Consider the following 24,129-nt stretch of genomic DNA (forward strand, 5'->3'; position numbering starts at 1 on the left):
ATAGGTTACAGAGACATCATTACAACTGTATTTGTATTACTACAAGAAAAGTGGGACAACAACACCACGTTTTATGATGGATGCATGAATACCGAACCTTCGTTACGAATGATGAGAGCAACGACCCGGATTGACGCCAGAATCGGTGTGCGCCAGCGGTGTACCGACGAGGTGACGCGCGCATGAGCGATGTCGAACTCTCCGCGGCGGATCTGACGCTCCCGATCAAGCGCTCCGACGGGGACACCTTGGCGGAGCGATTGACGGAGAACGCCTACGAGAACATTCTACCGGCCCGCTATCTGCGGAAGGACGCCAACGGCGATCTGATCGAGACGCAAGAGGACCTCTTCGATCGCGTCGGCACGAACATCGCGCTGGCCGAAGCCGTCTACGAGGCCGAGAAGCGCGACCGCGAGATCACCGTCACGCCCGACCAGCTAAAGCCCGACCACCCGCGACGGGACGAACTCGCCGCGGAGGTCTTCGGTGAAGGCGTCACCGCGGACGACGACGTCGAGACGACGCTCACCGAGCGCAACGTCAACAAGTTCGCCTACGACACGATCGTTCCAGAACTTCCAGACGAGGTCCGAACCCACGTCGAGGACGTCGCCGAGACCTTTACCGACGGGATGGAGTCGCTCTCCTTTATGCCGAACTCGCCGACCCTGATGAACGCCGGGAACGAGCTCCAGCAGCTCTCGGCTTGTTTCGTTATGTCGCCCGACGACGATCTCTCGGACATCCACGAGACCGCCAAGAAGGCGGCCGAAGTCTTCCAGTCCGGCGGCGGCGTCGGCTACGGTTTCTGGCAGCTGCGACCCTACGGCGACTCGGTCGGCTCGACCGGCGGCATCGCGTCGGGTCCGATCACCTTCATGCGAACCTACGACCAGCTCTGTGAGACCATCGCGCAGGGCGGGACCCGCCGCGGTGCCCAGATGGGTATCATGCGCGTCTCGCACCCCGACGTCATCGAGTTCATCCACGCCAAGAACAAGGACGTCTCGCTCGCTCACACGCTGCGACTAAACGACCCCGACGACTACACGTACACCACGTTCTCGGAAGCCCTCGAGGAAGCCCGCGACCTCATCGACGAGGACGGACGCGTCCCCAAGCACCTGCGCAACGCCGTCGAGGGTCACCTCTCGAACTTCAATATCTCCGTCGGCGTCACCGACGGCTTCATGGAAGCGGTCCAGAACGACGAGGAGTACACCTTCACTAACCCGCGGACCGAAGAGCCCCACATCGCCACCGAGGAGACCAAGGAGATGTACAGCCGGTACGACCTCGGCGAGCACGTCGAGGTCGGCGAACCCCTCTCCATCCCGGCGGAACTCGTCTGGGAGCGCATCGTACAGGGCGCACACGAGAACGGCGAACCGGGCGTCATCTACCTCGAGCGAGTGAACAAGGAACACTCCTTCGACGTCGAGAAGCAAGACGATCACCGGATGCTCGCCACCAACCCGTGTGGCGAACAGCCCCTCGAGGAGTACGAGGCCTGTAACCTCGGCCACATCAACCTCTCGACGCTGGCAGACCTCGACGCCCCCGACTGGCGCGTCTGGTCCGACGAGCACGGCGACGAGTACGACAGCCAAGAAGCGGCCGTCGCGGCCTTCCTCGAGGAGGCCATCGACTTCGAGGAGTTCGACGAGCGCATCGAGTACGGCACCCGCTTTTTGGAGAACGTGGTCACGATGTCGGACTTCCCGGTCGAGGAGATCGAGGAGAAGGTCCGCGACATGCGCAAGATCGGTCTGGGCGTCATGGGCCTGGCCCAGCTGTACGTTCAGCTCGGGATCAAGTACGGTAGCGACGAAGGGAACGAAGTCGCCAGCCAGCTGATGACCCACATCAACCACGGCGCGAAGGCGACGAGCCACGAGCTCGCTCGAGAGCGCGGCTCCTTCAACGACTGGAACGAGTCCAAGTACGCCAACCCGACGGAGTACCGCGAGTGGTTCGAGCGCCAGACCGGCGAGGACGCCGACGACTGGGAAGACGGTTTCCCCATCCGCAACCACAACGTCACGACCATCGCGCCGACCGGGACGACCTCGATGGTCGGCAACACCACCGGCGGCTGTGAACCCATCTACAACGTCGCCTACTACAAGAACGTCACCGACGACGTGCAGGGCGACGAGATGCTCGTCGAGTTCGACGACTACTTCCTCCGCGTCCTGGAGGACAACGACATCGATATCAACGCGGTCAAGGAAGAGGCCCAGGAGCAGATGGCGACGAACCAGTTCGACGGCGTCGAAGGCCTCTCGACGGTGCCTGACGCGATCGGCGAACTGTTCGTCATCACGTCGGACGTCTCGGCGAAACAGCACGCAGCGGTGCAGTGTGCCTGCCAGAACGGCGTCGACTCGGCCATCTCGAAGACGGTTAACGCGCCCAACGATTCCACGCTCGAGGACGCCAAGGAGGTCTTCGAGTGGGTCTACGAGAACGGCGGCAAGGGCGTCACCTACTACCGCGACGGCACCCGATCGAAGCAGGTGCTGACGACGCGCGCCGACAACGCCGACTTCGCCGACGAGACCGAAGCCGCACAGGCCCTGGTCGAACAGATCGACGAGATCTTCGGCGGCCTCGAGGCCTTCCTCGAGAGCGAGGAGGTTGCGGACGTCCTCGAGGAGGACGTCGACTCGCTGCTCGGCGACGGCCGCCAGCCGATTCAGGTCGACTTCACCGAGAAGCGCGAGCGACCCGACGCGCTGCAGGGCGTCAGTCAGCGCATCGACACCGGCTACGGAAAGATCTACGTGACGATCAACGAGGATCCCGAAACTGGCCAGCCGTTCGAACTGTTCGCGAACATCGGCCACTCCGGTGGGTTCACGAACTCCTTCACCGAGGCGCTGGCGAAGGTCATCTCGACCTCGCTACGTTCGGGCGTCGACCCCGAGGAGATCGTCGACGAACTCTGTGGCACTCGCTCGCCGAAGGTGGCCTGGGACAAGGGCGAACAGATTCAGTCCATCCCCGACGCCATCGGCACCGCGATGCGCCGATACCTCGAGAACGAGATCGACAAGCCGTACCCGAAACAGCAGACGCTCGAGGAGTCGGCCGACGCCGATGCGGACATCGACGTTGACGCCGCCGAGTACGACGGACCCAAGACAGACGGCGGTGCGGCCGCCGCGGAAGGCGGTCCGTCCGCGGACGCCGACGCTGACGACGCGACGCAGGACCTCATCGATGCCGGCGAGTCGCCGGAGTGTCCCGACTGTGGCTCGCTCGCGCTCGAGTTCAGCGAAGGCTGCAAAACCTGCAATAGCTGCGGCTGGTCGGAATGCTGAGCGCTGATAAGGCCGTTTCTGCGCCGTAGTTTCTGCCGTTTTTTCTCGTCTTCGTGTTCTCTGCTCTCTTTTCCGTCGCTGACCCACGGGAACACCACACTTAGCATCGCCCGGTGTGAACGCTGGTGTATGACTGCCGACGGCGGAACGGGATCGGATGGTGGTGCCGACGCGGACGGTTCCGCTGGAGGTGCCGACGTGGGCGACGCCAGTAGTGCCGGCGCGGCCGGCTCGAACGATCGAGCGACCGGTGCGCCGCGCTGTCCGCACTGCGAGGCCCCGATGTACAAACGCCACTGCAAGTACGTCTGTCCCCAGCACGGGGTCATCATCGATTGCAGCGACCCCTTCCGTTGAAATCGCGGTTTTCTCGAGGTGAATCGACTCTTTCAGCAGCCGACTCGAGCCGTGAGTCGCCCGGAACCCCTACAAGACGGCGGTCTGTGGTCTCGGACAACGAATACATGTCCGCGCAACCGACGATCCTCGTCGTCGACGACGAACGGGAACTCGCCGACCTCTACGCGATGTGGGTCGGCGAGGATTACGAGGTCGTGACCGCCTACGACGGCTCCACCGCCCTCGAGCAAATGAGCGACGCGATCGATATCGTCCTGCTCGACAGGCACATGCCCGACATCACCGGCGACCGGGTGCTCGAGGAGATCCGAGCGACGGGCTACGACTGCTGGGTGCTCATGGTGACCGCGGTCGATCCCGGGCTCGATATCGTCGAACTGGACATCGACGACTACCTCACGAAACCCGTCACGCGAACCCAGCTCACGCGGATCGTCGAGAACCTGCGGGTCCAGGCGCGCTACGGCGACGACGACCGGCGGGAACTCGAGTCCATCTCGAACAAGATGGAGACGTTAGAGGACGAAGCGTCCATCGAGGAGCTGACCGACACCGAGGCCTACCGACAGCTCGAGTCGGATCTAAAGGAGATGAGCGATTCGCTCGTCGAAGGCCTCGACGAGGAGTAACCGCCCGGTCGATAGCTCCCGGTTGCAGAACGGATTCTCTCGACGCAGTTCCCCTCCCCTGTCGGATACCGGATTCGAAGCGCCAATGATCGACGATTCCGAAATCGGAGCCTCGGGTATCGCGACGACGAGGTCGGAGACCGCGGAAACGGAGCGTTAGCTGTCCGTCGATCGTCCCGAATTCTCCGTCTCGTCCGGTTCCGGTCGACGTTCTGTTCGGACGGTACCGTATGCGGGGCCGGTGAGGAGGACGAGGGCAGCGGCGGCACAAACGAGCGAGAACGCCACGCCGAGTTCACCGACCCCGCTCGCGGTGATCGTCGCCGCCGAGGCACCGACGACGACCGCGGCGGTCGTCCACGGAAGTTCGCCGATCACCGTTCCGACCACGAACTGACGGAGCGAAACGCCACTGACCGCGGCGGCACAGGTCGCGATATCCGACGGAATCGGTGCGAGTCGCGAGGCGATAACGCCCCGAAGCGGTCCCGCCGTCTCGTAATAGCGTGCGACGGTATCGCCGGCTCGCTCGAGGAGCCGGCTGCTATCGCCTTCGCTCTCGGAGGGAGTGCCTCGAGTGTGGGGGGCCGTCGACGCGTCGTCCGAACTGAGCCAGCGAGCGGCGACGAAGACGGGGAGCACGGTCACGACGACGCCGAGAAGTGCGATCGGGAGTCCGACGGCCACGCCGAAGCCGTAGCCGACAACGGCTGCGAGTGGCGTCGTCGGCCACGCGAGTAGCGGCCGCACGAGGTAGAGGCCGGCGACGACGAGCCCGAAGAGGAGCGGATCCGCGGTGAGCGAGTCGACGGCGCCGAGCGTCGTCGACGGCGAGACGAGGAGGCCCGCAGCGACCATCGCGGTGGCCATAATGGCACCGACGAGCGCGCGCGTCCGAGCCGACGACAGCGACATCGGTCGATGATTTCGCTCGAGTACTGAAACTTTTGTGTCTCTCGCGGTTCGATTGACGACCGCACAGCAAGCGAATCTGGTGGGACCGTGATCGGTGACGCCCGCGAAACGAGCGGGTCGAGTATCCGTCACTCGCCGGCCGCAATTCCGTGGGACACGGCCGCAGTCGCCGACCCAAAGGAAAGGGCTTTTATAATCACGCTGGATACGATTGAGTGCAGACAGAGACCGCGAGCGTGGGTAGCCAAGCCAGGCCAACGGCGCAGCGTTGAGGGCGCTGTCCCGTAGGGGTCCGCCGGTTCAAATCCGGTCCCACGCATCGCACACGGCGGGAATCCCGCCAACTACGATGCAGGTGATCTCCCTCCGAGGACATCACCCACGCATAATTCCTTCCGACACTACATTGACGAGCAACTGGTTTCTCGAAGCCGAGCGCTGTCCCGTAGGGGTCCGCCGATGAGCGATTGGCGAAGCCGATCGCGAATGCCGTCGTGGAGCGAAGCGGAACGACGGAAGTTCAAATCCGGTCCCACGCATCGCACCGGTGGACGATGTCCACCACACCCGATGCAGGTGATCTCCCTTCGAGGACATCACCCACGCATAATCCTTACCGACGCTACTCCCGACGAGCGATGGCTTCGGCTATCGCGACGGGTACGACTCGAGGCCGAGAGAACAGCGCCCCCCAGCCGACAGTGCGGTGACCATCGACTGAGTGTGTCTGAACCGTGGGTCGACGAGCGGTGGTTCGATCGCCTGAAGGGTTCCATTTGCCGACATGTATATGCTGTCCCTCTCTGAATTGCCGTTGAATGCCCGCGATATCCCTGTTCGGTCTCGTCGCGTTCGTCCTCCAGCTCGGTGTCGGATACCACGTGTACCGGTCCGTTGCTGCCACCGGAAACGGTTCCGCAGCAATCGCTGGGGTGATCACCGCGGTCGCGGGTATCGTTTTCCTGATTCGGTACGGGATGGTGGCGGCGCTCGTATTCGATTTCGTCCTCCTGCTCGTGTCCGTCCTGATGCGGGGCCGATCCGAGCGGCGGTCCGCTGCGAGGTAGGCAAGTCCGTCGCGGTCCGTCGGTCCCCGCGCTGTCGTCCTCCGTCGCGGGGTCGCCAAGCAGAGAGAGCAACCACTTTCCCGTTCCGCTCGAACAATCACACATGGAATACGTCCCTCGAGAGCGCGTGCGCCTCCTCACCGGCGTGTTGAGCGTCGTGTCGCTGGCGGTCGTCTTCGCGGCCGCGGGCGGCCGAATTCCGTCCTCGAGCGTGCCGGCGGCACCGGAGCGGGTCGTCGACGCGATCCCGCTCGTCAACGCCGTGCTCAGCGCGATCGCCATCGGGACGATCACGGTCGGCTGGCGAGCGATCCGACGCGGCGAGATCGATCGCCATCGGGTCGCGATGCTGTCCTCCTTCGGCCTGTTCGCGAGCTTTCTCGCGCTCTATCTCTACCGGCTGACCGTGACCGGTGGGCCGCAGGATTTTCCGGGACCGGCGGCCATCGAACAGTTCGTCTACCTGCCGATCCTGGCGATCCACATTCTGCTCGCGATCGTCTGTATTCCGCTGCTGTACTACGCGCTGTTGCTCGCGCTCTCCCGTCCGGTCGCGGAGCTGCCGGAAACGAATCACGCCCGTGTCGGTCGGATCGCGGCGACGCTGTGGCTGATCTCCTTCTCGCTCGGGATCGTCGTGTTCGTACTGCTTCACGTCATCTACTGAGGAGAGCCGTTCGAAGACGCGGGTCGACCGACTCAGTCCAGAATATCGCCGATACGGCGCGGTTCGCCCTGCAGGTTCGGCTGTTCGGCGACGATCTGTAACACCTCGTGGTCGGTCACGTCGTAGTAGGACTTCTCTGTTGCTTCCTCGATGAGTTCCTGCTCGAGGCGGAACTCGGTGCCTTCGTAGACGACGTCGACGCCCTCGTCGTCGAATGCGAGCGTAGTCATGGCTGGTCGTATGCAGCGTGAGTGTAAAAGCGAGGCGACTGTGTTCGGCGGCTGCAGGAGGCGAGCGATCGGCGCGGCAGACGGGCGTCAGACGAACGACCGACGACGCGCGAGGTTTATTAGGTGGTACTCCCTTTGGATGCGAATGTGGCCTTCAGCAGGGATCCGCTCGACGAACTCGTCGTTCCCGACGGGACGGAAGCCCAGGAACGCGACCTCGTAACGGATGGGGACGTCCTCGTGGGCGGCCGTTCGACCATCGAGTTCGGCGTCCGCGGCCGAAACGTGCTGGCCGGCGAGAGCGCCGAGTTTCGCGGTGCGATCGAGGCCGACGGCGACTGCCGACTCGACATGTGGTGTGACGTCGCGGAAAACGTGCTCGTCGGACAGGACGCCTACATCGGCGAGCGCGTCCACATCGGCGGGAAGCTGAAAGTCGCGGGCGACCTCGATATCGGCGACGACGTCGAGATCGAGGAGGGGTTCGAGGCCAACGGCTGGATCGTCATTCGGAACCCGATGCCGACGATCGTGTTGCTCTTCGTCTACCTCAAACACCTCCTCCTGATCGGCGAGGAAGACGCCGCCCAACGGCTCATCTCCGAACTCGTCGACGAGGAAGACGGCGAGCCGGATACAGAGCCACTCGTCATTCCTCGGAACGCGACCGTCGGCGACGACGCCTGGCGGGTCTCGACGCCCGCGACGATCGGCGACGACTGCCGACTTCACGGCAACGTCCGCGCGGAGACGATCGACGTCGGTGCCGATTGCAACGTCTTCGGGAGCCTCCGAGCCCGCGGTGACGTCACCGTCGGCGACGGAACCCGCATCCACGGCGACGTGACCACTCGAGACGGCGACGTCACCATCGACCGTGACGCTCGCATTCTCGGCGACGTCTCCTGTGACGACCTCGAGCTCGGCCCCGATGCCGAGATCGACGGCACGATCCGTGCCGACGGCGAGATCACGATGCGAACGACCGAACGCGAACGCGAGTAACCGGCATTTCTCCGGTCCGTTTGCTGCTCGGGGGAGCGACCCGACCCTCTCGATGTGAGTTATTGCAACCGTCCGGGAAGCGTTCGACGCGGAGAGTACGTTTTGACGGCGGTATTCACCCCTATTCTTAATACTGATACTATGATAGGGTGACACAGGCATGCTAAATAAAGGCACACACAGGCGGAGGTATCCATGCGGTCGATCGTACTGACGAAAGGCGTTCCGGACTTCTCGGAGGGTGCCGTCTCGTTCGACGAGGACGGCCATCTCGAGCGCGGGAAGACGCCGACGGTGATGAACCCGAACGACGAGCTCGCGCTCGAAGCTGCACTGCAGACGAAGGTACGCCACGGCGGCCACGTCACCGGCATGAGTATGGGACCGCCGGGCTATGCCGACGTCCTGAAAGGGGCGATGGAGACGGTCTACACCGACGACAGCTACCTGCTCTCGGACCGCGAGCTGGCCGCCTCCGACACGTGGGCGACGGCGATCACGCTCAGCGCCGGCCTCGAGACCTATCAGGAGAACGTCGCCGACGTCGACATCGTGTTCGCGGGCTTCAAGACGGCGGACGGGGAAACCGGACAGACCGGTCCCCAGACCTGCTGGGCGATGGACTGGCCGATCGTCACCCACGTGGTCGCGCTCGACATCGACCCCGAGGAACGGACGCTACGCGCGAAACGACTCGTCGAGGGCGATGTCGACGAGATCGAGACGGTCGAAGCGCCCTTACCCTGTTTCGTCATCACTGATCCCGAGTTCGAGCCGACGTATCGAAAGGCCTCACACAGGCTGACGCACAAAGCGCTGCGAGCCGAAACCGAGGAGCGAGCCGCCGAGCACGAGGAGTACCTGACGACGTGGGATCACGAGGACCTGAAGCTCGATCCCGACTACATCGGACTCGACGGCTCGCCGACGATCGTCTCGTCGGTCGATCCGATCCCCAAAGCGCCCTCGGAACGGGAGGCGACGATGATCGATCCCGACGGCGGCATGAGCGAAGTACTCGAGGAGATGCAGCCCTACGCCGCGGAGGCGGGTGATTGAAATGACGGCGATCGATCCGGACGACCACACGGTCGACGAACTGACCGAGCGGCTCCAGACGATCGACGACGAGGACGAACTGCAGGCGATCCTCGAGGCCGAGCGCGCCGGACGGGACAGGCAAACTGCCCGCGAAGCGGTCCACCGGCGGCTCGAGGGAATCGGTGCCGCCGACGACGACAGCGACGGTGTCGAGGAGGGCACGGAGACGGAGGGCGAGTACGAGGAGACGAAAGAGGACGTCGGCGACGAAGCCGAGGCCGATGCGGAGGAAGCGGAAGCTGTGGACGACGAGGATGAAGCGGCGGAAACGGTGGACGAAGCCGAGGCCGACGAGGATGAAGCGAAAGAGGCAGACGACGAACCGGCAGAAGACGACGACCTCTCGCATCCCACCCGTGACAAGAAACACATCCGGGGACTCGCGGACGGCGACTACGCGGACCTGTGGGTGTTCTGTGAGACCCAGGGCGGCGAGTTACTCGAGGTCTCGAAAGAGATGCTCGGCAAGGGCCGCGAACTGATGGACCAGTTCGAAGCGGACTACGGGGACGAGGAGCGCGTCGTCGCATTCTTGATGGGCGACGACTGCCAGGGCCTCGCCGAGGAGTGCATCGCCTACGGGGCCGATATAGCCGTCTATCACGAGGACGAGCGCCTCGAGCGCTTCCTCCACAAACCCTACACCGAAATTTCGGCGCACATGGCCCGCGGAGAGGGGACCGTCGAGAGCACCGACTGGCGCGACTACGACAAGCCGCGCTACGTCCTGTTCCCGGCGACGAACAACGGGCGGGACCTCTCGGCAAAGGTTCAGGCCGAACTCGACTCCGGGCTGGCCTCGGACTGTTCGGACCTGTTCATCGAAGCGAACGAGATCTCGAACCCGGTCAAGACCGGCGAACCCGGCGTCAAGAAGACCGTCGAGAAGGTCCTGCACATGAAGCGACCGGACTTCTCGGGCTTCGAGTACTCGACGATCCTCTGTCTCGACAATCCGGATCGGGACTTCCACCCGCAGGGGTGTTCGGTGATTCCGGGCAGCTTCGACCCGATCGAGCGCGACCCCGACCGCGAGGGACTCGTCGTCGAACACGACATGGACCTCGAGGACGACTGGTTCCGCGTCGAGATCACCGAATACGACCGGCTCGAGGCCGGAATCGATCTCACCGGCCACGACGTGATCGTCTGTCTCGGCCGCGGAATCGCCGACGATCCGACCGGGGGGATGGAACTCGGCCTCGACCTGGTCGACGCGTTCGACGACGCCGAACTCGGCATCACGCGCGGAATCGTCACCTCCTCCTATCAGTTCGAGGGTCACGTCGAGCAGTACTCGAAAGAGGAACGCCAGATCGGCGAGACCGGTCAGGTCGTCGCCCCCGACGTGTACATCGCGGCGGGCGTCTCCGGCGCGGTCCAGCACAAGGTCGGGATGGACGAGTCCGACACCATCGTCGCGATCAACACCGACACCGACGCCCGGATCCGGGACTTCTCGGATTACTTCGTCGAGGGCGACCTCTTCGAGGTGTTACCCCGACTCACCGAGGCCGTAGAGGCGGGCGAGACGGCCCTCGAGCCCGAGGCTGTCGCCGACGGGGGTGACGACTGATGGCGGCCGCAACCGACGACTACGAACAGTACGAGGCCGTCGTCGTGGGCTGTGGTCCCGGCGGGGCCGCGGCGGCCGCGCGGCTGGCCGACCACGATATCGAGACGCTCGTCCTCGAGCGTGGGACCGAAGCGGGCTCGAAGAACGTCTCCGGCGGGCTGCTCTACGCCGAGGACTCGGCCCCCTACACGCTCGACGACCTCTTCGACGGCTTCCGCGAGGAAGCCGCCGAGCGCCCGGTCACGGACTACTACATCCACAACGTGGCCGGAAACTCGGTCAAGACCTACGATCTGGCCGATCTCCACGAACACGACACCGACTGGTGTGACGCCGTCCTCCGCCGCGAGATGGACTCCTGGCTCGAGCAGCGGGTCCACGAGAAGACGAGCGAGACCGGCGGCGGCGTCCTGACGAACGTGCGGGTGAACGGCCTGCTCGAGGAGAACGGAGAGATCGTCGGCGTCACCTGCGACGAACTCGACCCGATCAGAGCCGATCTGATCGTCGCGGCCGACGGCGTCAACTCCGAACTCGCCCGCGAGGCGGGACTGATGGACTGGGAGGAACCCGACGAGTGGTTCCAGGGCGTCAAGGCCGTCGTCGATATGGACCCCAACGCGATCGACGACCGGTTCGATATCGGGCCGGACGAGGGTGCGGCCCACCTGTTCTCGGGCGACCTCTTCGAAGACGTCCGGGGCGGCGGATTTCTCTACACGAACGAGGATTCGCTCTCGATCGGGACCGTCTTCCACCTCGACAGTCTCGTCGAGCAGGAGGCCGAGCCCCACGAACTGCTCGACGCCCTGCTGTCGCATCCGCTGTTGGCGGGCTGGTTCAAAAACGAGTATCACGAGCGGGAGTACGCGGCGAAGCTCGTCCCCGACTCGAAGAAGGTCGCCCACCGCGAACCGTATCGCGATCGACTCGTGCTCGTCGGCGACGCCGCCGGCCAGATGCAGGCCCAGGGGCCGATCATCAAGGGAATGAACCACGCCGTCACCGCCGGGGCGCTCGCGGCCGACGCCTTCGCCGTCACTCGCGGCAACAGCGACCCGGACGCTGCGGGCCGCCGATACACGAAGATGCTCGAGGACTCGGGGACGATGGACAAGCTCCGCCCCAGGCAGTACGAGTTGAGCCGGACCGTCGGCGAAAACGACGCCGTTACCGCGGCGGTCGAGCGGGTGCTGGACTCGCCGATCGGCTCGCTCGCGGTCGGCAATCCGGTCGCGGATCGCCTGCTACAGCGGGCGTACAACTCGCCGTTCCTCGTGTCGATGCTCCCCGATACGAAGACCGGCTACGTCTCCCTGCCGACGCTGATCGCCGAAGAACACGGCAAGACGATCCACTGGGAGAGCGAGATCGAACCGCCGACCCTCGAGGAGCGCATCGGCGACCTGACCTACGATACCGACGTGGGGAATCCCCACATCGAACTCCGAGACGAGTCCTACGCGGCAAGCGGCGCAGCCGTCAGCGCCTGTCCGGTCAGCGCCGAGGACTTCGGCGGCGGCTGTTACCGCTCGGAGACGGTCAAAACGAACGGCAGCGAGGAGACGCTGGTCAGCCTCGACACGCAGCCCTGCGTCGAGTGTGGCACCTGTGCGATCGTCGCCGACACCGAGTGGGAGCACCCCCGCGGCGGCAAGGGTGTGGAGTACCGCGAGGGGTAGCGTGAGCCGGTACGGACCTCAAATCGCCGCGCTCGCCCGCCGGGCCGAGCGCGAGCGGGCGGCGCTCGAGGCCGACGGTTCGGACGGCGAGGCGGCCGTCGATCCGAGTCCGGACGCCGCCGATGCGTACCTGCGCGAGGGGGCGGGTCAGGCTATCTGGCTCTACGTCCAAGCCCGAACCGGCGGCCGACTGGTGCCGTTTACCGAACCCGAGCTCGAGGCGCTCGAGGACGCGATGAACCGCTGGCTCGAGTGTTACGCCTCCTGTCACGGCGTTTCTCTCGAGGCCGAGTTCACGGTTCGGGAGGCGGCGGAACTACTGCTCGAGACGCGGAACGTAATCGATACGGCGCAGCTGTTGACGTGCGTACCCGAGTGTCGCAGTTGGTAACAGCCGTGTCCGAGCGTCGCTGTGGCTGACGTGCAAGCTTGCTTGAAACTATATCTAAATTGCTGTTAATTGGTTACTATCATTCTATCGATGGTAATATTCCAGTATGGAAACCGGCAAGATAACGCCTCAGACCGACCCGTACTTGACTTCCACGCAGTAGACGGGTATTCGACTATTCGCGTCGAGAGCAAAGTCACGGTGATGTCACGAGACGATCGGTTATCCCGACGACGGATGCTCAAGCTGACAGGTGTCGCAGGTTCGACCGCGTTTGTCGCCGGTTGCGGTGGCGGCGGTGGTGGTAACGGCGGCAACGGCGGCAATGGTGGTAACGGCGGCAGTACTGACGGCTTCGAGATCAGTCCCGACCAGGATATTAGATTTGATGGCCAGACAAGCGCCTGGGTGGGTCTCCAGCCGGAATCGATCGCAGAGGAAGAGAATCCGACGCTGATACTCGAGGCCGGCGAGAACTACTCGATCGGCTGGACGGAAGGTGACGGTGCCGCACATAATCTGGAACTCCGGAACGACGACGGCGAAGTCGTCGAGGACTACACGACGGGCGACCCCGTCTCTGACCCGGGCACCGAAGAGGTCTTCGAGTTTCAGGCACAGGACGTGATAACCCTCTACCGCTGTGAGCCCCATCCGGCGATGGAAGGCGAAATCCAGGTTCAGGGCCCAGCGAACGGTGGCGGCGGCAACGAAACCGCTGGCAACGAAACTGGCAATGAGACCGGTAACATGACTGGCAACGAAACTGGTAACGAGACTAGCGGGAACAACACGACCGAGTAGAGACCCGCCTCAGTCGATCGGTTGTGCCGTCGTGGACGGGACGATCAGTAGATCAGTTCGTCGTCGTTTTCGACCATGTAAAGCGTCCGCGCGGCGATGTTGACCGCGTGGTCGCCGACGCGCTCGAGGTCGCGAATCGTCAACAGGAGCCGCGAAACGTCCTGGAGCAACCGTTCGACCTCGTCCGGCGTATCGAGTTCGCGCTCGATGAGGTCGCGGACGACGATCTCGCTTGCGCGTTCGGCGAACTGATCGAGTTCGTCGTCACGGGCTGCGAGTTCTCGACAGGTTTCGATATCCTCGGTATCGTAGGCGAGCATCGCGTCCTCGAGCATGTCGAGGGTCAGGTCGCCCATCTCCTGGACGTCGACGTCGGGGAACAGGTCCTGTTCGGCGTCGAACGTGTACTCCCCGAGGTTCGTCGCGAGGTCGGCGATCCGCTCGAGATCGGTGATGATCTTGAACGAAGCGGCGATGAATCGCAGGTCGCTCGCCACCGGCTGCTGCAGCGCGAGCAGGTCGATACAGTCCTGCTCGAGATCGAGATACATTCGGTTGATCTCGCCGTCGCCCTCGATCACTTCGCGGGCGAGAGCTTCGTCTTTCTGCTCGAGGGCGTCGAGTCCCATACGAAGGCGTTCCATGACGACTTCGCTCATGTAGAGCACGTCCTCACGGAGCTCCGTGAGCTTGTCCTGGTAGGATTGTCTGGCCATGTCTTTGAAAGCTCGCTCGTCCCTGATAAAGACTGCGTGCGAACGACTCGCTTCGCCGGCGACGGTGTGAGGAGAGACCCGTCGTAGACGCCTTCCTCGCGCTGGTAGATTTCGAGGGTGTCCTCGACTCGAGACGCACGCTCGTGGGGAAGCCACGACGCGCAGGTTCGGCGGCCGAGCCAGAGCGATTTCGGCCGGCGTTGAGGGATACTACCGGGATCGCTCGGGTGTCGTTTCAGGAGCGCGCGAGACGACTTGCTGGCCGAGATCGTATTTCATGCCGAGCAAGCCGCCGAGGATCACGGTGACGGCGATGATCGAGATCAGCATATTCAGTAGCAGCCAATCGACGGAAACCCCATACAGCGTGGGGTCGAACGGGGCGAACGGACGGACGCCGCCGCTCAGGAAATCGAGGAGGACGTGCGAGCCGAACCCGACGGCGGCGGCCCGCCAGGGGCCGAACGCAGCGAGGAGGACGGTGAGAGCGATCCCGGCCAGCAGCGAGTGTGTCAATCCCCGATGCATCCACAGCACCCCCTCGACGTAGCCGAGTTCGACCAGCGGCCGAAAGACGAACGTATCGATATCGGGGCCGGCCGCCGCGAGCGCCGCGATGAGGTACGGTTCCGGCCGTTCGGATCGGAAGAGCAACACGACCAGCGCCAGACTGATCAAGATGTGGACCCCGTTCGCGACCATGTGTGGAGTTAACACGGCACGCAAACGGATAAACGGCACTGTCAGTACCGGACAGTGATCAGCGGGACGGACTATCCGAATTTGCCGGTGATGTAGTCCTCGACGCGATCGTGTTCGGGATTCTCGAAGATCTTGTCGGTGTCATCGAACTCGACGAGTTCGCCGCCGGTCAGGAAGACCGCCGTCTTATCCGAAATGCGAGCCGCCTGCTGCATGTTGTGCGTGACGATGATGACCGTGTACTCCTCGGCGAGATCCTCGATCAGGTCCTCGATCTTCGAGGTCGCGACCGGGTCCAGCGCCGAGGCCGGCTCGTCCATCAGTATCACGTCCGGATCGGGGGCGATCGCTCGAGCGATACACAGCCGCTGTTGCTGGCCGCCAGAGAGTTCCAGCCCGCTCGAGTCGAGTTGGTCCTCGACTTCCTCGAGTAACGCCGCTCGCTCGAGGGCCTTGTGGACCTGTTCGTCGACGTCGTCGTCTTTCCCCTGGACTTTCAGTCCGTACGCGACGTTGTCGCGAATGCTCTTCGGGAAGGGGTTCGGCGTCTGGAAGACCATCCCGATCTTCCGGCGCAGCGCGACCGGATCGACGTCCTCGTCGTAGACGTTCTTGCCGTCGAACAGCAGTTCGCCGTCGACGCGAGCGCTGTCGACGAGGTCGTTCATTCGGTTGATACACCGGAGGAACGTCGATTTCCCACAGCCGGACGGGCCGATGATGGCCGTGACTTGCTTTTCGGGGATCTCGATGTCGACGTCGTTGAGCGCCCGTTCCTCGCCGTAGTGGACGCTTAGATTTCGCGCCTCGAGGAGCGTTCGATCCGTCGTCGTCTCCCCCTCGGCGTCGCCGCGGTCGGCGAGGCTGTCGGTTCCCGGCGTCGGCGCTGGTTGATCGGTGGTCGGTTCCGTTTCCGAGGAAGTCATCTGTTCGTTAGTCATTGTCAGGTTCGCTGTTGATAGCGGTTCCGGATGATGATCGCGATCGAGTTGATCGTGAGCAAGACGACGAGCAGCGTGACGACGCCGGCGGCGACGACGCCGTACTGGAACTCGGTCTGCGGGTAGGACGCCCAGTTGTAGATCTGCAGGGGCATGGCGCTGACCTTGCTAAAGAGGCTGTTGGGCATCCCGAAGACGGTGGTCGGCGCGGCGATCATGATCAGCGGCGCCGTCTCGCCGATGGCACGCCCGAGCGCGAGGATGGTTCCGGTCATGATGCCGGGCATCGCTCGCGGCAGGACGACGTTCCGAATCGTCTGCCACTTCGTCGCGCCCATCCCGTAGGAGGCCTGCCGTTGGGAGTCCGGAACCGCCCGGATCGCCTCCTGGGCCGCGATGATGATGATCGGGAGGATCAGCAGGCCGACGGTGAACGCCGCGGCCAGCACCGTTCCGTACCCGAATCCGAGGAGGCCGACGAACAGTCCCAGACCCAACAGCCCGTAGACGACCGAGGGAACGCCCGCGAGGTTCGCGATGTTGAGCTGAATGAATCGTGTGAGGTAGCCGTCACTGGCGTACTCCTCGAGGTAAACCGCCGCTCCGACGCCGACCGGGAATGTAATCAGCGCGATTACGAGCATGATCGCGATCGAACCGATCAATGCAGGAAGGAAACCGGCCTCGTACGGATCCGGATGCGGCGGGCTCGTGAGGAATCCCCAGTCGAGCCAGCCGACGGCGTCGACGGCGACGTTCGCCAGCAGGGCCGCGAGCGAGACGATGCCGACGAGTGTCGCCGCCAGCGCGAGCAGGCGGAAGGCGATATCTTTCGTCCGGCTGACCTGCCCGAAGCCGGAGTCGGCGGGTGCGTCTCGTGTGTCGGCCGCCATTAGCGATACACCTCTCGATAGCGCGAGGCGACGAGTTCACTGATGAGGTTCATGACGAAGGTAATGACGAACAGGGTCAGTCCGACCGCGAAGAGGCTCTTGTACGCAGGGCCTTGCCCGACGAGATCTCCCGTCCCGATCTGGACCATCGCGGCGGTCATCGTCTGGATCGAGTTGAGGAACAGCCCTGCGGGGTCGGTCACGTCGACCAGTCGCGGGGTCTGGCCCGCCGCGATGGCGACGATCATCGTCTCGCCGATCGCTCGCGAGAGCGCGAGGATGAACGACGAGAAGATCCCCGAGAGCGCGGCCGGCACGACCACCGAGGTGGAGACGGTGAATTTCGTCGCGCCGAGGCCGTAACTGGCCTGACGAAGTGAATCGGGGACCGCGCTCATCGCGTCCTCGCTGATCGAGGAGACCATCGGGATGATCATGATCCCGACCATGATCGACGCCGACAGCGTGTTGAACGTCGAGAGCGGCAAGAAGGTATCGAGCGCCGGCGTGACGTAGACGAGCGCGAAGTAGCCGTAGACGACCGTCGGGACGCCCGCCAGTACCTCGAGCGCGGGCTTGAGGTAGGCCCGTCGGCGCTCGGAGGCGTACTCGCTGAGATAGATCGCGGTCAGCAGACCGATGGGGAGGGCGACCGCCGCCGCGCCGACGGTGACCGCCAGCGTGCCCGAAATCAGCGGCAGGACGCCGAACGAAGTCGGCTCGTTCGTCGGGCTCCACCGCGTTCCCGTGAGGAACTCGACGAGCGAGACCTGCGCGAAGAAATCGACCGCGTCGACGAGCAGCGTCAGGATGATCGCGACGGTCGTCAGGATCGACAGGAGCGCACAGAGCATGAAGAGGTACCGAAACGCCGTGCCACGCGCCGTGCGGATCCCGTCGTGGGAGAAGTCCGGCTGGCTCATTCGGTCACCTCTGCGATCGCATCCTCGAGTTTCTCGAGGTTCTCGTCGCGTTGTTCCTCGGTGTTCGGCACGTAGCCGACATCGGAGACCAGGTCCGTCGCGGAACGTTTCATGTAGAAGCGAGCGAAGTCACGCACCGCGGGTTTGGCGAGCGATTCCTTCGCGACGTAGATGAACAGCGGTCGCGAGAGAGGCGTGTACTCGCCGGACTTGGCAGTTTCGATCGACGGCTCGACGCAGCCATTCCCACTGTCGATCGATATCGCCTTGATTGAGTCCGGGTTCTCGCTGTAGTAGGCGAACCCGAAGTAGCCGAGCGCGGCCTCCGTGCCCTGAACTCCCTGTACGATCGTTCGGTCGCGCTCGGTCGCGTAGTAGTCGCTTCGGTGGTTCAATTCTTCGCCGAGGACCGCCTCGTTGAAGTAGTCGAACGTGCCCGACGTCGTCGCCGCGCCGTACAGCTCGAACTCCTCGTCCGGCCACTCGTCGTTAATATCGCTCCAGCGCTGGGCACCGTCGGCCTGCCAGATCTCCTGTAGCTGTTCGACGGTGAGACAGTCAACCCAGTCGGCCTCCGGATTGGCGACGACCGTCAGCGCGTCCGTCGCAATCGGAAACTCGAGCGGCGTAATGTCGTTTCCGCCACACTGTTCGACTTCGGCGTCGGCGATCTCCCGACTCGCGTTGTTAATGTCGGTCCGTCCCGCACAGAAGAAGTTCCCGAACCCACCGCCCGTCCCGGTCTTGCTGAGCGAGAGGTTGACCGTCGGGTTTTCTTCGGAGAAGGCGGACGCGATCGCCTCGGTCACGGGGAACACCGTACTGCTTCCCGCGATGTTTACGTTGTTGCCCTCCGCGGCGAAGACGCCGGTACAGCCGGCTAATCCGCCGGATAGGGCAACGCTTGCCGCGGCGAGAAAATCACGTCGACCGGATCCGGCCGACAAAGACGCCGTGGTATCTCTCGACATCACCGAATCGAAGTCACAGAGCAGGTAAGTATACTACTATGTGATCTATATAGCTCTATGTACTCGATTCGCCGGATCGCGGGACGAGGGGTAATAGCGCTCACGATGCGCTGGACGTATATATGTGCCACTAGTTGTCACCCACCACGTTCAACCACACTACTAGTCCGTGAGAAGAGCGAACGATAGGCCAGACATATATAGACGAAGGGGGATCGGAACCGATCCAACGGTCGCATCAGCCGAGCAGGTCCTCGTTGCTCTCGAGCGCGTACAGCGTCCGGGCGGCCACGTTCACCGCGTGATCGCCGACTCGCTCGAGGTCGCGAACGATCACGAACGTCCGCGAGACGTCGGCAAGTACGTCCGCGACTGGCGGACCGCCACCCTCATTCCCGACTCGCCGCTCCTCGTTTGTCCCGCTCCCGGCGCGGAGATCGATGAGGGTCCGCACGACGCGCTCGGCGACGCTGGCACAGCGGGCGTCCAGTTCGTCGTCGCGCGCTGCGACCGCAACACAGCCGTCCGCGTCGTCCGTGACGAACGCTTCGATCGCTCGCTCGAGTTGCTCGAGCGCGAGCGCGGCGATCCGTTCGAAGTCGACGTCCGGAAGCGTCGGGGCGGAGCCGGTCGAATCCCGCGTGTACTCGGCCAGATTGGTCGCGAGATCGCCGACCCGCTCGAGGTCGGTGACGATCTTGAACGCGGCGACGACGAATCGGAGGTCGCCGGCGACCGGCTGCTGGAGCGCGAGCAGGTCGAGACAGTCGCCTTCGATCTCGAGAGTGCGACGGTTGACGGCCGAGTCACCCGCGATAACGTCACGCGCGAGTTCTCGATCGCCGGTAAACAGTGCGTTGAGTCCGTCCGCGAGCTGCTCGCGGACGAGGTCGCCCAGTGCGACGACCGCCTCGCGGAGGCGCTCGAGGCGTTTCTGGTAGTCCTCTCGGGCCATCACCCGAACTTGCCGGTGATGTAATCTTCGACGCGCTGGCTCCGCGGGTTCTCGAACACCTGATCGGTGTCGCCGTACTCCACGAGTTCCCCGCCGGTGAGGAAGACGGCGGTCTGGTCGGAGATACGGGCGGCCTGTTGCATGTTGTGCGTGACGATGACGACCGTGTACTCCTCGGCGAGGTCCTCGATGAGGTCCTCGATCTTGGCGGTGGCGATCGGGTCGAGCGCCGAGGCCGGTTCGTCCATCAGAATGATTTCGGGATCGACGGCGAGACATCTGGCGATGCACAGCCGCTGTTGCTGGCCGCCGGAGAGTCCCAGCGCGTTGTCGTCGAGACGGTCTTCGACCTCGTCCCAGATGGCAGCGTCGCGAAGGCACCGCTCGACCAACTCGTCTTCTCTGTCCTTGTCGTCGCGTCCGAGTAACCGAGGGACCAGCCCCCGCTCGAGGTCGCCGTGTTTTCGCGGGCCGTAGGCGACGTTCTCTCGAATCGACTTTGGGAACGGGTTCGGGTGCTGGAACACCATGCCGATGCGCTTCCGCAGTTCGACGAGGTTGGCCCCATCGGCGTAGATGTTCTGCTCGCTGAGGGTGACATCGCCCTCGATACGAGCGGCTTTGATCCGATCGTTCATTCGGTTGAGACACCGAAGGAACGTGGATTTCCCACAGCCCGAGGGGCCGATGAGCGCCGTAACGCTCTTTTCTGGAATGTCGATCGAGATATCTTTGAGCGCGTGATCGTCGCCGTACCAGACGTTCAGGTCCTCGACCGACAGAACCGGGTCGCCGGCGAACGAGTACTCGCGCCACTCCGCTCTCGTGCGCTCGTCGCTCTCGCCGGTCGTCGTTTCGTTGCTCGACGGGTATCCGTCGGCGTCCGTTCGGTCCGCTGTCGTGGTAACGCTGGATTCTGTCATTGGTGTAGCTTCCTCCTGAAGTACCGTCGGCTCGCGACTCCCATCGCGAAGAACGAGAGGACGACGCAGAGCAAGACGAGCGCCGTTCCCCAGCCGAACGTCTCTTCGGCACCGACGCCGGCGGTGATGACCGCGTACAGCTGGTAGGGGAGTGCGCTCGCCCGCTCGAGCAGTGCGGGGTTCGAAACGTGGACGAACGGCGGCTGGAGGCTGACCCGGACCATGAAACTGGAGAGGATACCGGGCGACTTGGTCGGGAAGTTCGGTCCGTTCAGGACGAGCAACAGGGGTGCGGTTTCGCCGGCGATTCGACCGACACCGAGTATAACCCCGGTGATGATCCCCGGCATCGATGCGGGGACGACGACGCTTCTGATCGTTTCCCACTTCGAAACGCCGAGTGCGGCGCTCGCGTCACGGTACTCGTCGGGCACGCTCTTCATGGCTTCCCGACTCGTGATGAGCACGAGCGGGAGCAGCATGAATCCGAGCACCAACTGGCTCGCGAAGATGGAGGGGGTACCGCCGAACCGCGGGACGAGGAACGCGAGGCCGAACAGGCCGAAGACGATGCTGGGGGTGCTCCAGAGTCCGTTCGTGGCGATGTCGACCGCGCGGGTAAAGATGCTATCCTCGGCGTACTCGGTGAGGAAGACGGCGGCACCGACCGCCAGCGGGACGGCGAAGACGACGGCGCCGAGGACGATCCAGATCGTCCCCACCATCGCCGGCATTACGCCTTTCTGGATGCCGAGCCCCTTCGACGGGTTCATCACGAACGGCCAGTCGACGGCACCGCTGGCGGCGATACCGACAGTGCCGCCGACCGAGTCGCCCGTGGCGATGGCGTGGAGACAGCAGACGACGAACGTCACCGCTGCGATGCTCGCGGTCCACGTCAGCGGCGGGATCCACGACGGGAGAGCGCGCCCTGTAAATCGCGCTCCCAAAGTCGCGACGAGAGTTGTCACCGAAACGCCGCCCACGACGATCGCGACTATCGGGACGATCCCGATTCCGCCGAGCCCGAGGGTCGTTCCGACGAGGAACTCGACCAGTACGATGGCACCCATGACACCCAGCACGATGTGAAGAGCTCGGATGACGGGGTGACCTGCCTTCATATCGGGAAGCGACGAGCCACCCGACCGGCGAAGCGCGTCAAGAAAGACGAGGCCGGCAACGAGTCCCGGCAGCGCACCGACGACGGCCGTCGGTTCGATCGTGACCGCGTATCCCGAGATGGTGTAATTCATTGCGATCGCAGCCGCGAGAACGACGCCGACGAGTCCGATGACGCTCGCCGCGGCGAGAGAAACGAACGAGACGAGGGTCTCGGTGCCGTCCGCGGTCGCCGGGTTGACGTGTCCGTACCGAACCAGTAAGACGAGTACCGCCGCAAGGAGGAACAGCACCGTCCCGGCACTGACCGCGAGGTTCTCGAGTACGACCAGTATCCCCCGCTCGAAAACGAACGCGAGGAGGAACAGGAGCACCGAGATCGTGAGCAGCACGACCAGCGAGATCAGCAGGAACGCGCCGTTCTGTCTGCCGCGCGTTCCGAACCCCGCGTAGGCGGTCGCGCTCGACTGACCAGTGAGAATGCTCCCGACCAACGTCAGCAGGGGGATCGCGAGCTGGCCGGGAACGATGGCATCGAACGCCGCTGGTTGCCACGTCCACGTCGGCGATATCACGCCGGTCAGAACGAGGACGCCGACGAAACTGACGAAGGTCGCGGCGGGGACCGTCGCGCCGAGGTCCTCGCGGGCGGTGATCGTGAGGTAAGCGACGAGCAGCCCCACGAACGCGGCGACGAGCCATCCGAGTGCGCCGAGTCCCAGCGTGTTGCCGGCGACGAAGGCAGCGGTGATCGTCCAGAGGGTCGCCTGGCTGCCGACCGTGCTGAGACCGGGTGAACGGTCGGGAGTCGTTCTAACTCCGTTCCACCGCGAAAACGCACCGAGCGCTCCGGTCGCCACTCCCAGGAGGAGCAGCGCACCACCGAAGTAGATCGCCGTCGACACGCCGCTTACCGTCCCGTCGACCGCGACCCACTCGAACAGCGCACCGATGCTGAGCGCGAAGAGCACGAACGAGCCGATGACGACACCGATCGCCATCCGTTCGTAGGCCGTTCCGCCGGTCTCGACGAGTCGGGCCTCGTACGCGTCGCTCATTGGCCGCCCTCCAGTTTGCGATGCATTCGTTGCTCGATGAGTGCAGAGGCGATACCAAGCCCCGTCACGATAATCATCAGGACGACGCCTGCTGCGAACAGTGCACTCCAGAACAGCTGTCCGGGAGTCACGTGCCCGTAGCTGGAGGCGATAAACGTCGTCAACGTTTCCGTGCTATCGAAGACGTTGTACAGTTCGGGCTGGGGCAACCGACGGCTGTGTGAGATCATGACCGTCGCAGCCATGGTCTCGCCGATCGCCCGCCCGATCCCTAGCAGGACGGCCGCAGAAACTCCCGAAAAGGCGGTCGGGATCGAGACGCTCTTCATCGTCTGCCATTCCGTCGCACCCATCGCTATCGAGCCGTCTTTCATCGACTCGGGGACTGCCGACAACGCATCTTCGGCAACGGAGATGACCGTCGGAAGCGCCATGAAGCCGATCACGAGACCGATGGCGAACAGCGCACCGGGATTGATCGAGAGCAAATTACCGACGTACGGGTTGATGATCGTAAACCCGATGAATCCGTAGACGATCGACGGAATACCAGCCAACAGCTCGATAGCCGGCTTGACAATTTCACGCAACCAATCGGGTGCGATATCGCTGATAAACAGCGCGCCCGCGACGCCGAACGGGGCCGCGACCAGAATCGCGGTGGCCGTCGTGAGAAGCGTCCCCCAGAGCATCGGGACGAGCGAGAACTGCCCCTGCGAGGTACTCCACTCGTTTGAGCCGAACGGCCATATGAGATCGAGGCCGGCGTGGCGGAACGCCGGAACCGCCTCGAGGACCAGAAACACCGCGATGAGGCCGAGCGTCGAGAGCGTTGCGGCGGTCATCAGAAACGTCACGATCTTCGCGGTCAGCGCCTGTCGGACGACCCAGCCGGCGCCGACGGCCAGCAGGAAGCCGTACAGGAACGTGGTCGTCCACACCGATTGGACGATGAAACCGACGAACGCCCCGATGATCAGCAGTATCTGTGCCGTCGCAAGGAGCAGACTCGGCCGGTCCAGTTCCATCGCCGTTCGAACCAGCGACTGCGTTCGGCGCGACGTCTGCGACGCCGCTTGCGACATCGTCGTGCGTATATTCAATATACCTAACATGATAGTGTATGGTTCTCGACTTGGAGACGATCAGGCCGGACGAGGGCCGGGTGA

At 63.9% G+C, this 24,129-nt stretch carries 23 protein-coding genes and 1 tRNA gene; 12 read left to right on the top strand and 12 right to left on the bottom strand.

Annotated elements, in window-relative coordinates:
• The first annotated feature begins 182 nt into the window (after positions 1 to 182).
• The 3 genes from LDH74_RS10985 to LDH74_RS10995 all read left to right on the top strand — a co-directional run bounded on the left by LDH74_RS10985 (position 183) and on the right by LDH74_RS10995 (position 4,318).
• Positions 183 to 3,329 (top strand): adenosylcobalamin-dependent ribonucleoside-diphosphate reductase, encoded by a 3,147-nt coding sequence (locus LDH74_RS10985; protein ID WP_226038774.1) that lies wholly within the window; start codon positions 183 to 185, stop codon positions 3,327 to 3,329.
• A gap of 129 nt (positions 3,330 to 3,458) precedes the next feature.
• Positions 3,459 to 3,686, top strand: coding sequence for an HVO_2523 family zinc finger protein (locus tag LDH74_RS10990; protein ID WP_226042586.1), 228 nt, complete (start codon positions 3,459 to 3,461; stop codon positions 3,684 to 3,686).
• A 107-nt stretch (positions 3,687 to 3,793) separates the two neighbouring features.
• Positions 3,794 to 4,318 carry a response regulator gene (locus LDH74_RS10995; protein ID WP_226038775.1) on the top strand — a complete coding sequence of 175 codons (525 nt, stop codon included), beginning with the start codon at positions 3,794 to 3,796 and terminating at the stop codon, positions 4,316 to 4,318.
• Between the two features lie 156 nt (positions 4,319 to 4,474).
• On the opposite strand, the gene LDH74_RS11000 is transcribed toward LDH74_RS10995, so the two are convergent.
• Entirely contained in the window at positions 4,475 to 5,233 is a 759-nt protein-coding gene (locus LDH74_RS11000) for a VTT domain-containing protein (RefSeq protein WP_226038776.1), read from the bottom strand.
• A gap of 234 nt (positions 5,234 to 5,467) precedes the next feature.
• Between LDH74_RS11000 and LDH74_RS11005 the strand changes: the two genes are divergently transcribed.
• The 3 genes from LDH74_RS11005 to LDH74_RS11015 all read left to right on the top strand — a co-directional run bounded on the left by LDH74_RS11005 (position 5,468) and on the right by LDH74_RS11015 (position 6,967).
• Positions 5,468 to 5,552 (top strand) — tRNA-Leu (locus LDH74_RS11005).
• Positions 5,553 to 6,051: 499 nt separating this feature from the next.
• Positions 6,052 to 6,300: a hypothetical protein gene (locus tag LDH74_RS11010; RefSeq protein WP_226038777.1), complete on the top strand. Its 249-nt coding sequence runs from the start codon at positions 6,052 to 6,054 to the stop codon at positions 6,298 to 6,300.
• A 103-nt stretch (positions 6,301 to 6,403) separates the two neighbouring features.
• Positions 6,404 to 6,967: a DUF420 domain-containing protein gene (locus LDH74_RS11015; RefSeq protein ID WP_226038778.1), complete on the top strand. Its 564-nt coding sequence runs from the start codon at positions 6,404 to 6,406 to the stop codon at positions 6,965 to 6,967.
• A gap of 32 nt (positions 6,968 to 6,999) precedes the next feature.
• On the opposite strand, the gene LDH74_RS11020 is transcribed toward LDH74_RS11015, so the two are convergent.
• Positions 7,000 to 7,197, bottom strand: coding sequence for a DUF5800 family protein (locus LDH74_RS11020; RefSeq protein WP_098726116.1), 198 nt, complete (start codon positions 7,195 to 7,197; stop codon positions 7,000 to 7,002).
• A gap of 147 nt (positions 7,198 to 7,344) precedes the next feature.
• Between LDH74_RS11020 and LDH74_RS11025 the strand changes: the two genes are divergently transcribed.
• The 6 genes from LDH74_RS11025 to LDH74_RS11050 all read left to right on the top strand — a co-directional run bounded on the left by LDH74_RS11025 (position 7,345) and on the right by LDH74_RS11050 (position 13,756).
• The gene (locus LDH74_RS11025; RefSeq protein ID WP_226038779.1) at positions 7,345 to 8,202 is read left to right on the top strand and encodes a polymer-forming cytoskeletal protein; all 858 of its coding nucleotides are present in this window, start codon (positions 7,345 to 7,347) and stop codon (positions 8,200 to 8,202) included.
• Positions 8,203 to 8,397: 195 nt separating this feature from the next.
• Complete coding sequence (locus tag LDH74_RS11030) at positions 8,398 to 9,261, top strand: electron transfer flavoprotein subunit beta/FixA family protein (protein WP_226038780.1); 864 nt, start codon at positions 8,398 to 8,400, stop codon at positions 9,259 to 9,261.
• Position 9,262: 1 nt separating this feature from the next.
• Complete coding sequence (locus tag LDH74_RS11035) at positions 9,263 to 10,879, top strand: electron transfer flavoprotein subunit alpha/FixB family protein (RefSeq protein WP_226038781.1); 1,617 nt, start codon at positions 9,263 to 9,265, stop codon at positions 10,877 to 10,879.
• Positions 10,879 to 12,561 carry an FAD-dependent monooxygenase gene (locus tag LDH74_RS11040; protein ID WP_226038782.1) on the top strand — a complete coding sequence of 561 codons (1,683 nt, stop codon included), beginning with the start codon at positions 10,879 to 10,881 and terminating at the stop codon, positions 12,559 to 12,561. The genes LDH74_RS11035 and LDH74_RS11040 overlap by 1 nt, the downstream gene beginning before the upstream one ends.
• 1 nt (position 12,562) lies before the next feature.
• Positions 12,563 to 12,952: a hypothetical protein gene (locus LDH74_RS11045; protein WP_226038783.1), complete on the top strand. Its 390-nt coding sequence runs from the start codon at positions 12,563 to 12,565 to the stop codon at positions 12,950 to 12,952.
• Between the two features lie 204 nt (positions 12,953 to 13,156).
• Positions 13,157 to 13,756, top strand: a complete 600-nt coding sequence (locus tag LDH74_RS11050) for a plastocyanin/azurin family copper-binding protein (protein WP_226038784.1) — start codon at positions 13,157 to 13,159, stop codon at positions 13,754 to 13,756.
• A gap of 44 nt (positions 13,757 to 13,800) precedes the next feature.
• Here LDH74_RS11050 and phoU (LDH74_RS11055) read toward each other — a convergent pair whose 3' ends face one another.
• The 10 genes from phoU (LDH74_RS11055) to pstC (LDH74_RS11100) form a co-directional block, all read right to left on the bottom strand.
• Complete coding sequence (gene phoU / locus LDH74_RS11055) at positions 13,801 to 14,472, bottom strand: phosphate signaling complex protein PhoU (protein ID WP_226038785.1); 672 nt, start codon at positions 14,470 to 14,472, stop codon at positions 13,801 to 13,803.
• A gap of 210 nt (positions 14,473 to 14,682) precedes the next feature.
• A complete protein-coding gene (locus tag LDH74_RS11060) occupies positions 14,683 to 15,174 on the bottom strand; it encodes a metal-dependent hydrolase (RefSeq protein WP_226038786.1) in 492 nt (163 codons plus the stop codon).
• Positions 15,175 to 15,245: 71 nt separating this feature from the next.
• Entirely contained in the window at positions 15,246 to 16,115 is an 870-nt protein-coding gene (gene pstB / locus LDH74_RS11065; protein WP_226038787.1) for a phosphate ABC transporter ATP-binding protein PstB, read from the bottom strand.
• 2 nt (positions 16,116 to 16,117) lie between these two features.
• Entirely contained in the window at positions 16,118 to 17,008 is an 891-nt protein-coding gene (pstA, locus tag LDH74_RS11070; protein ID WP_226038788.1) for a phosphate ABC transporter permease PstA, read from the bottom strand.
• On the bottom strand, positions 17,008 to 17,931 hold the full coding sequence (gene pstC / locus LDH74_RS11075; RefSeq protein ID WP_226038789.1) for a phosphate ABC transporter permease subunit PstC: 924 nt from the start codon (positions 17,929 to 17,931) through the stop codon (positions 17,008 to 17,010). Before pstC (LDH74_RS11075) ends, pstA (LDH74_RS11070) begins: the two co-directional genes overlap by 1 nt.
• Positions 17,928 to 18,902 (bottom strand): PstS family phosphate ABC transporter substrate-binding protein, encoded by a 975-nt coding sequence (locus LDH74_RS11080; protein WP_226038790.1) that lies wholly within the window; start codon positions 18,900 to 18,902, stop codon positions 17,928 to 17,930. The genes pstC (LDH74_RS11075) and LDH74_RS11080 overlap by 4 nt, the downstream gene beginning before the upstream one ends.
• 238 nt (positions 18,903 to 19,140) lie before the next feature.
• Positions 19,141 to 19,857, bottom strand: a complete 717-nt coding sequence (gene phoU, locus LDH74_RS11085; protein ID WP_226038791.1) for a phosphate signaling complex protein PhoU — start codon at positions 19,855 to 19,857, stop codon at positions 19,141 to 19,143.
• Complete coding sequence (gene pstB / locus LDH74_RS11090) at positions 19,857 to 20,780, bottom strand: phosphate ABC transporter ATP-binding protein PstB (protein ID WP_226038792.1); 924 nt, start codon at positions 20,778 to 20,780, stop codon at positions 19,857 to 19,859. The genes phoU (LDH74_RS11085) and pstB (LDH74_RS11090) overlap by 1 nt, the downstream gene beginning before the upstream one ends.
• The gene (pstA, locus tag LDH74_RS11095) at positions 20,777 to 22,477 is read right to left on the bottom strand and encodes a phosphate ABC transporter permease PstA (RefSeq protein WP_345778557.1); all 1,701 of its coding nucleotides are present in this window, start codon (positions 22,475 to 22,477) and stop codon (positions 20,777 to 20,779) included. The genes pstB (LDH74_RS11090) and pstA (LDH74_RS11095) overlap by 4 nt, the downstream gene beginning before the upstream one ends.
• Before the next feature lie 479 nt (positions 22,478 to 22,956).
• A complete protein-coding gene (gene pstC / locus LDH74_RS11100; protein WP_226038794.1) occupies positions 22,957 to 24,045 on the bottom strand; it encodes a phosphate ABC transporter permease subunit PstC in 1,089 nt (362 codons plus the stop codon).
• Positions 24,046 to 24,129 lie beyond the last annotated feature (84 nt).

It is taken from the genome of Natrinema sp. DC36 (genome assembly GCF_020405225.1).
Taxonomy (GTDB): Archaea; Halobacteriota; Halobacteria; order Halobacteriales; family Natrialbaceae; genus Natrinema.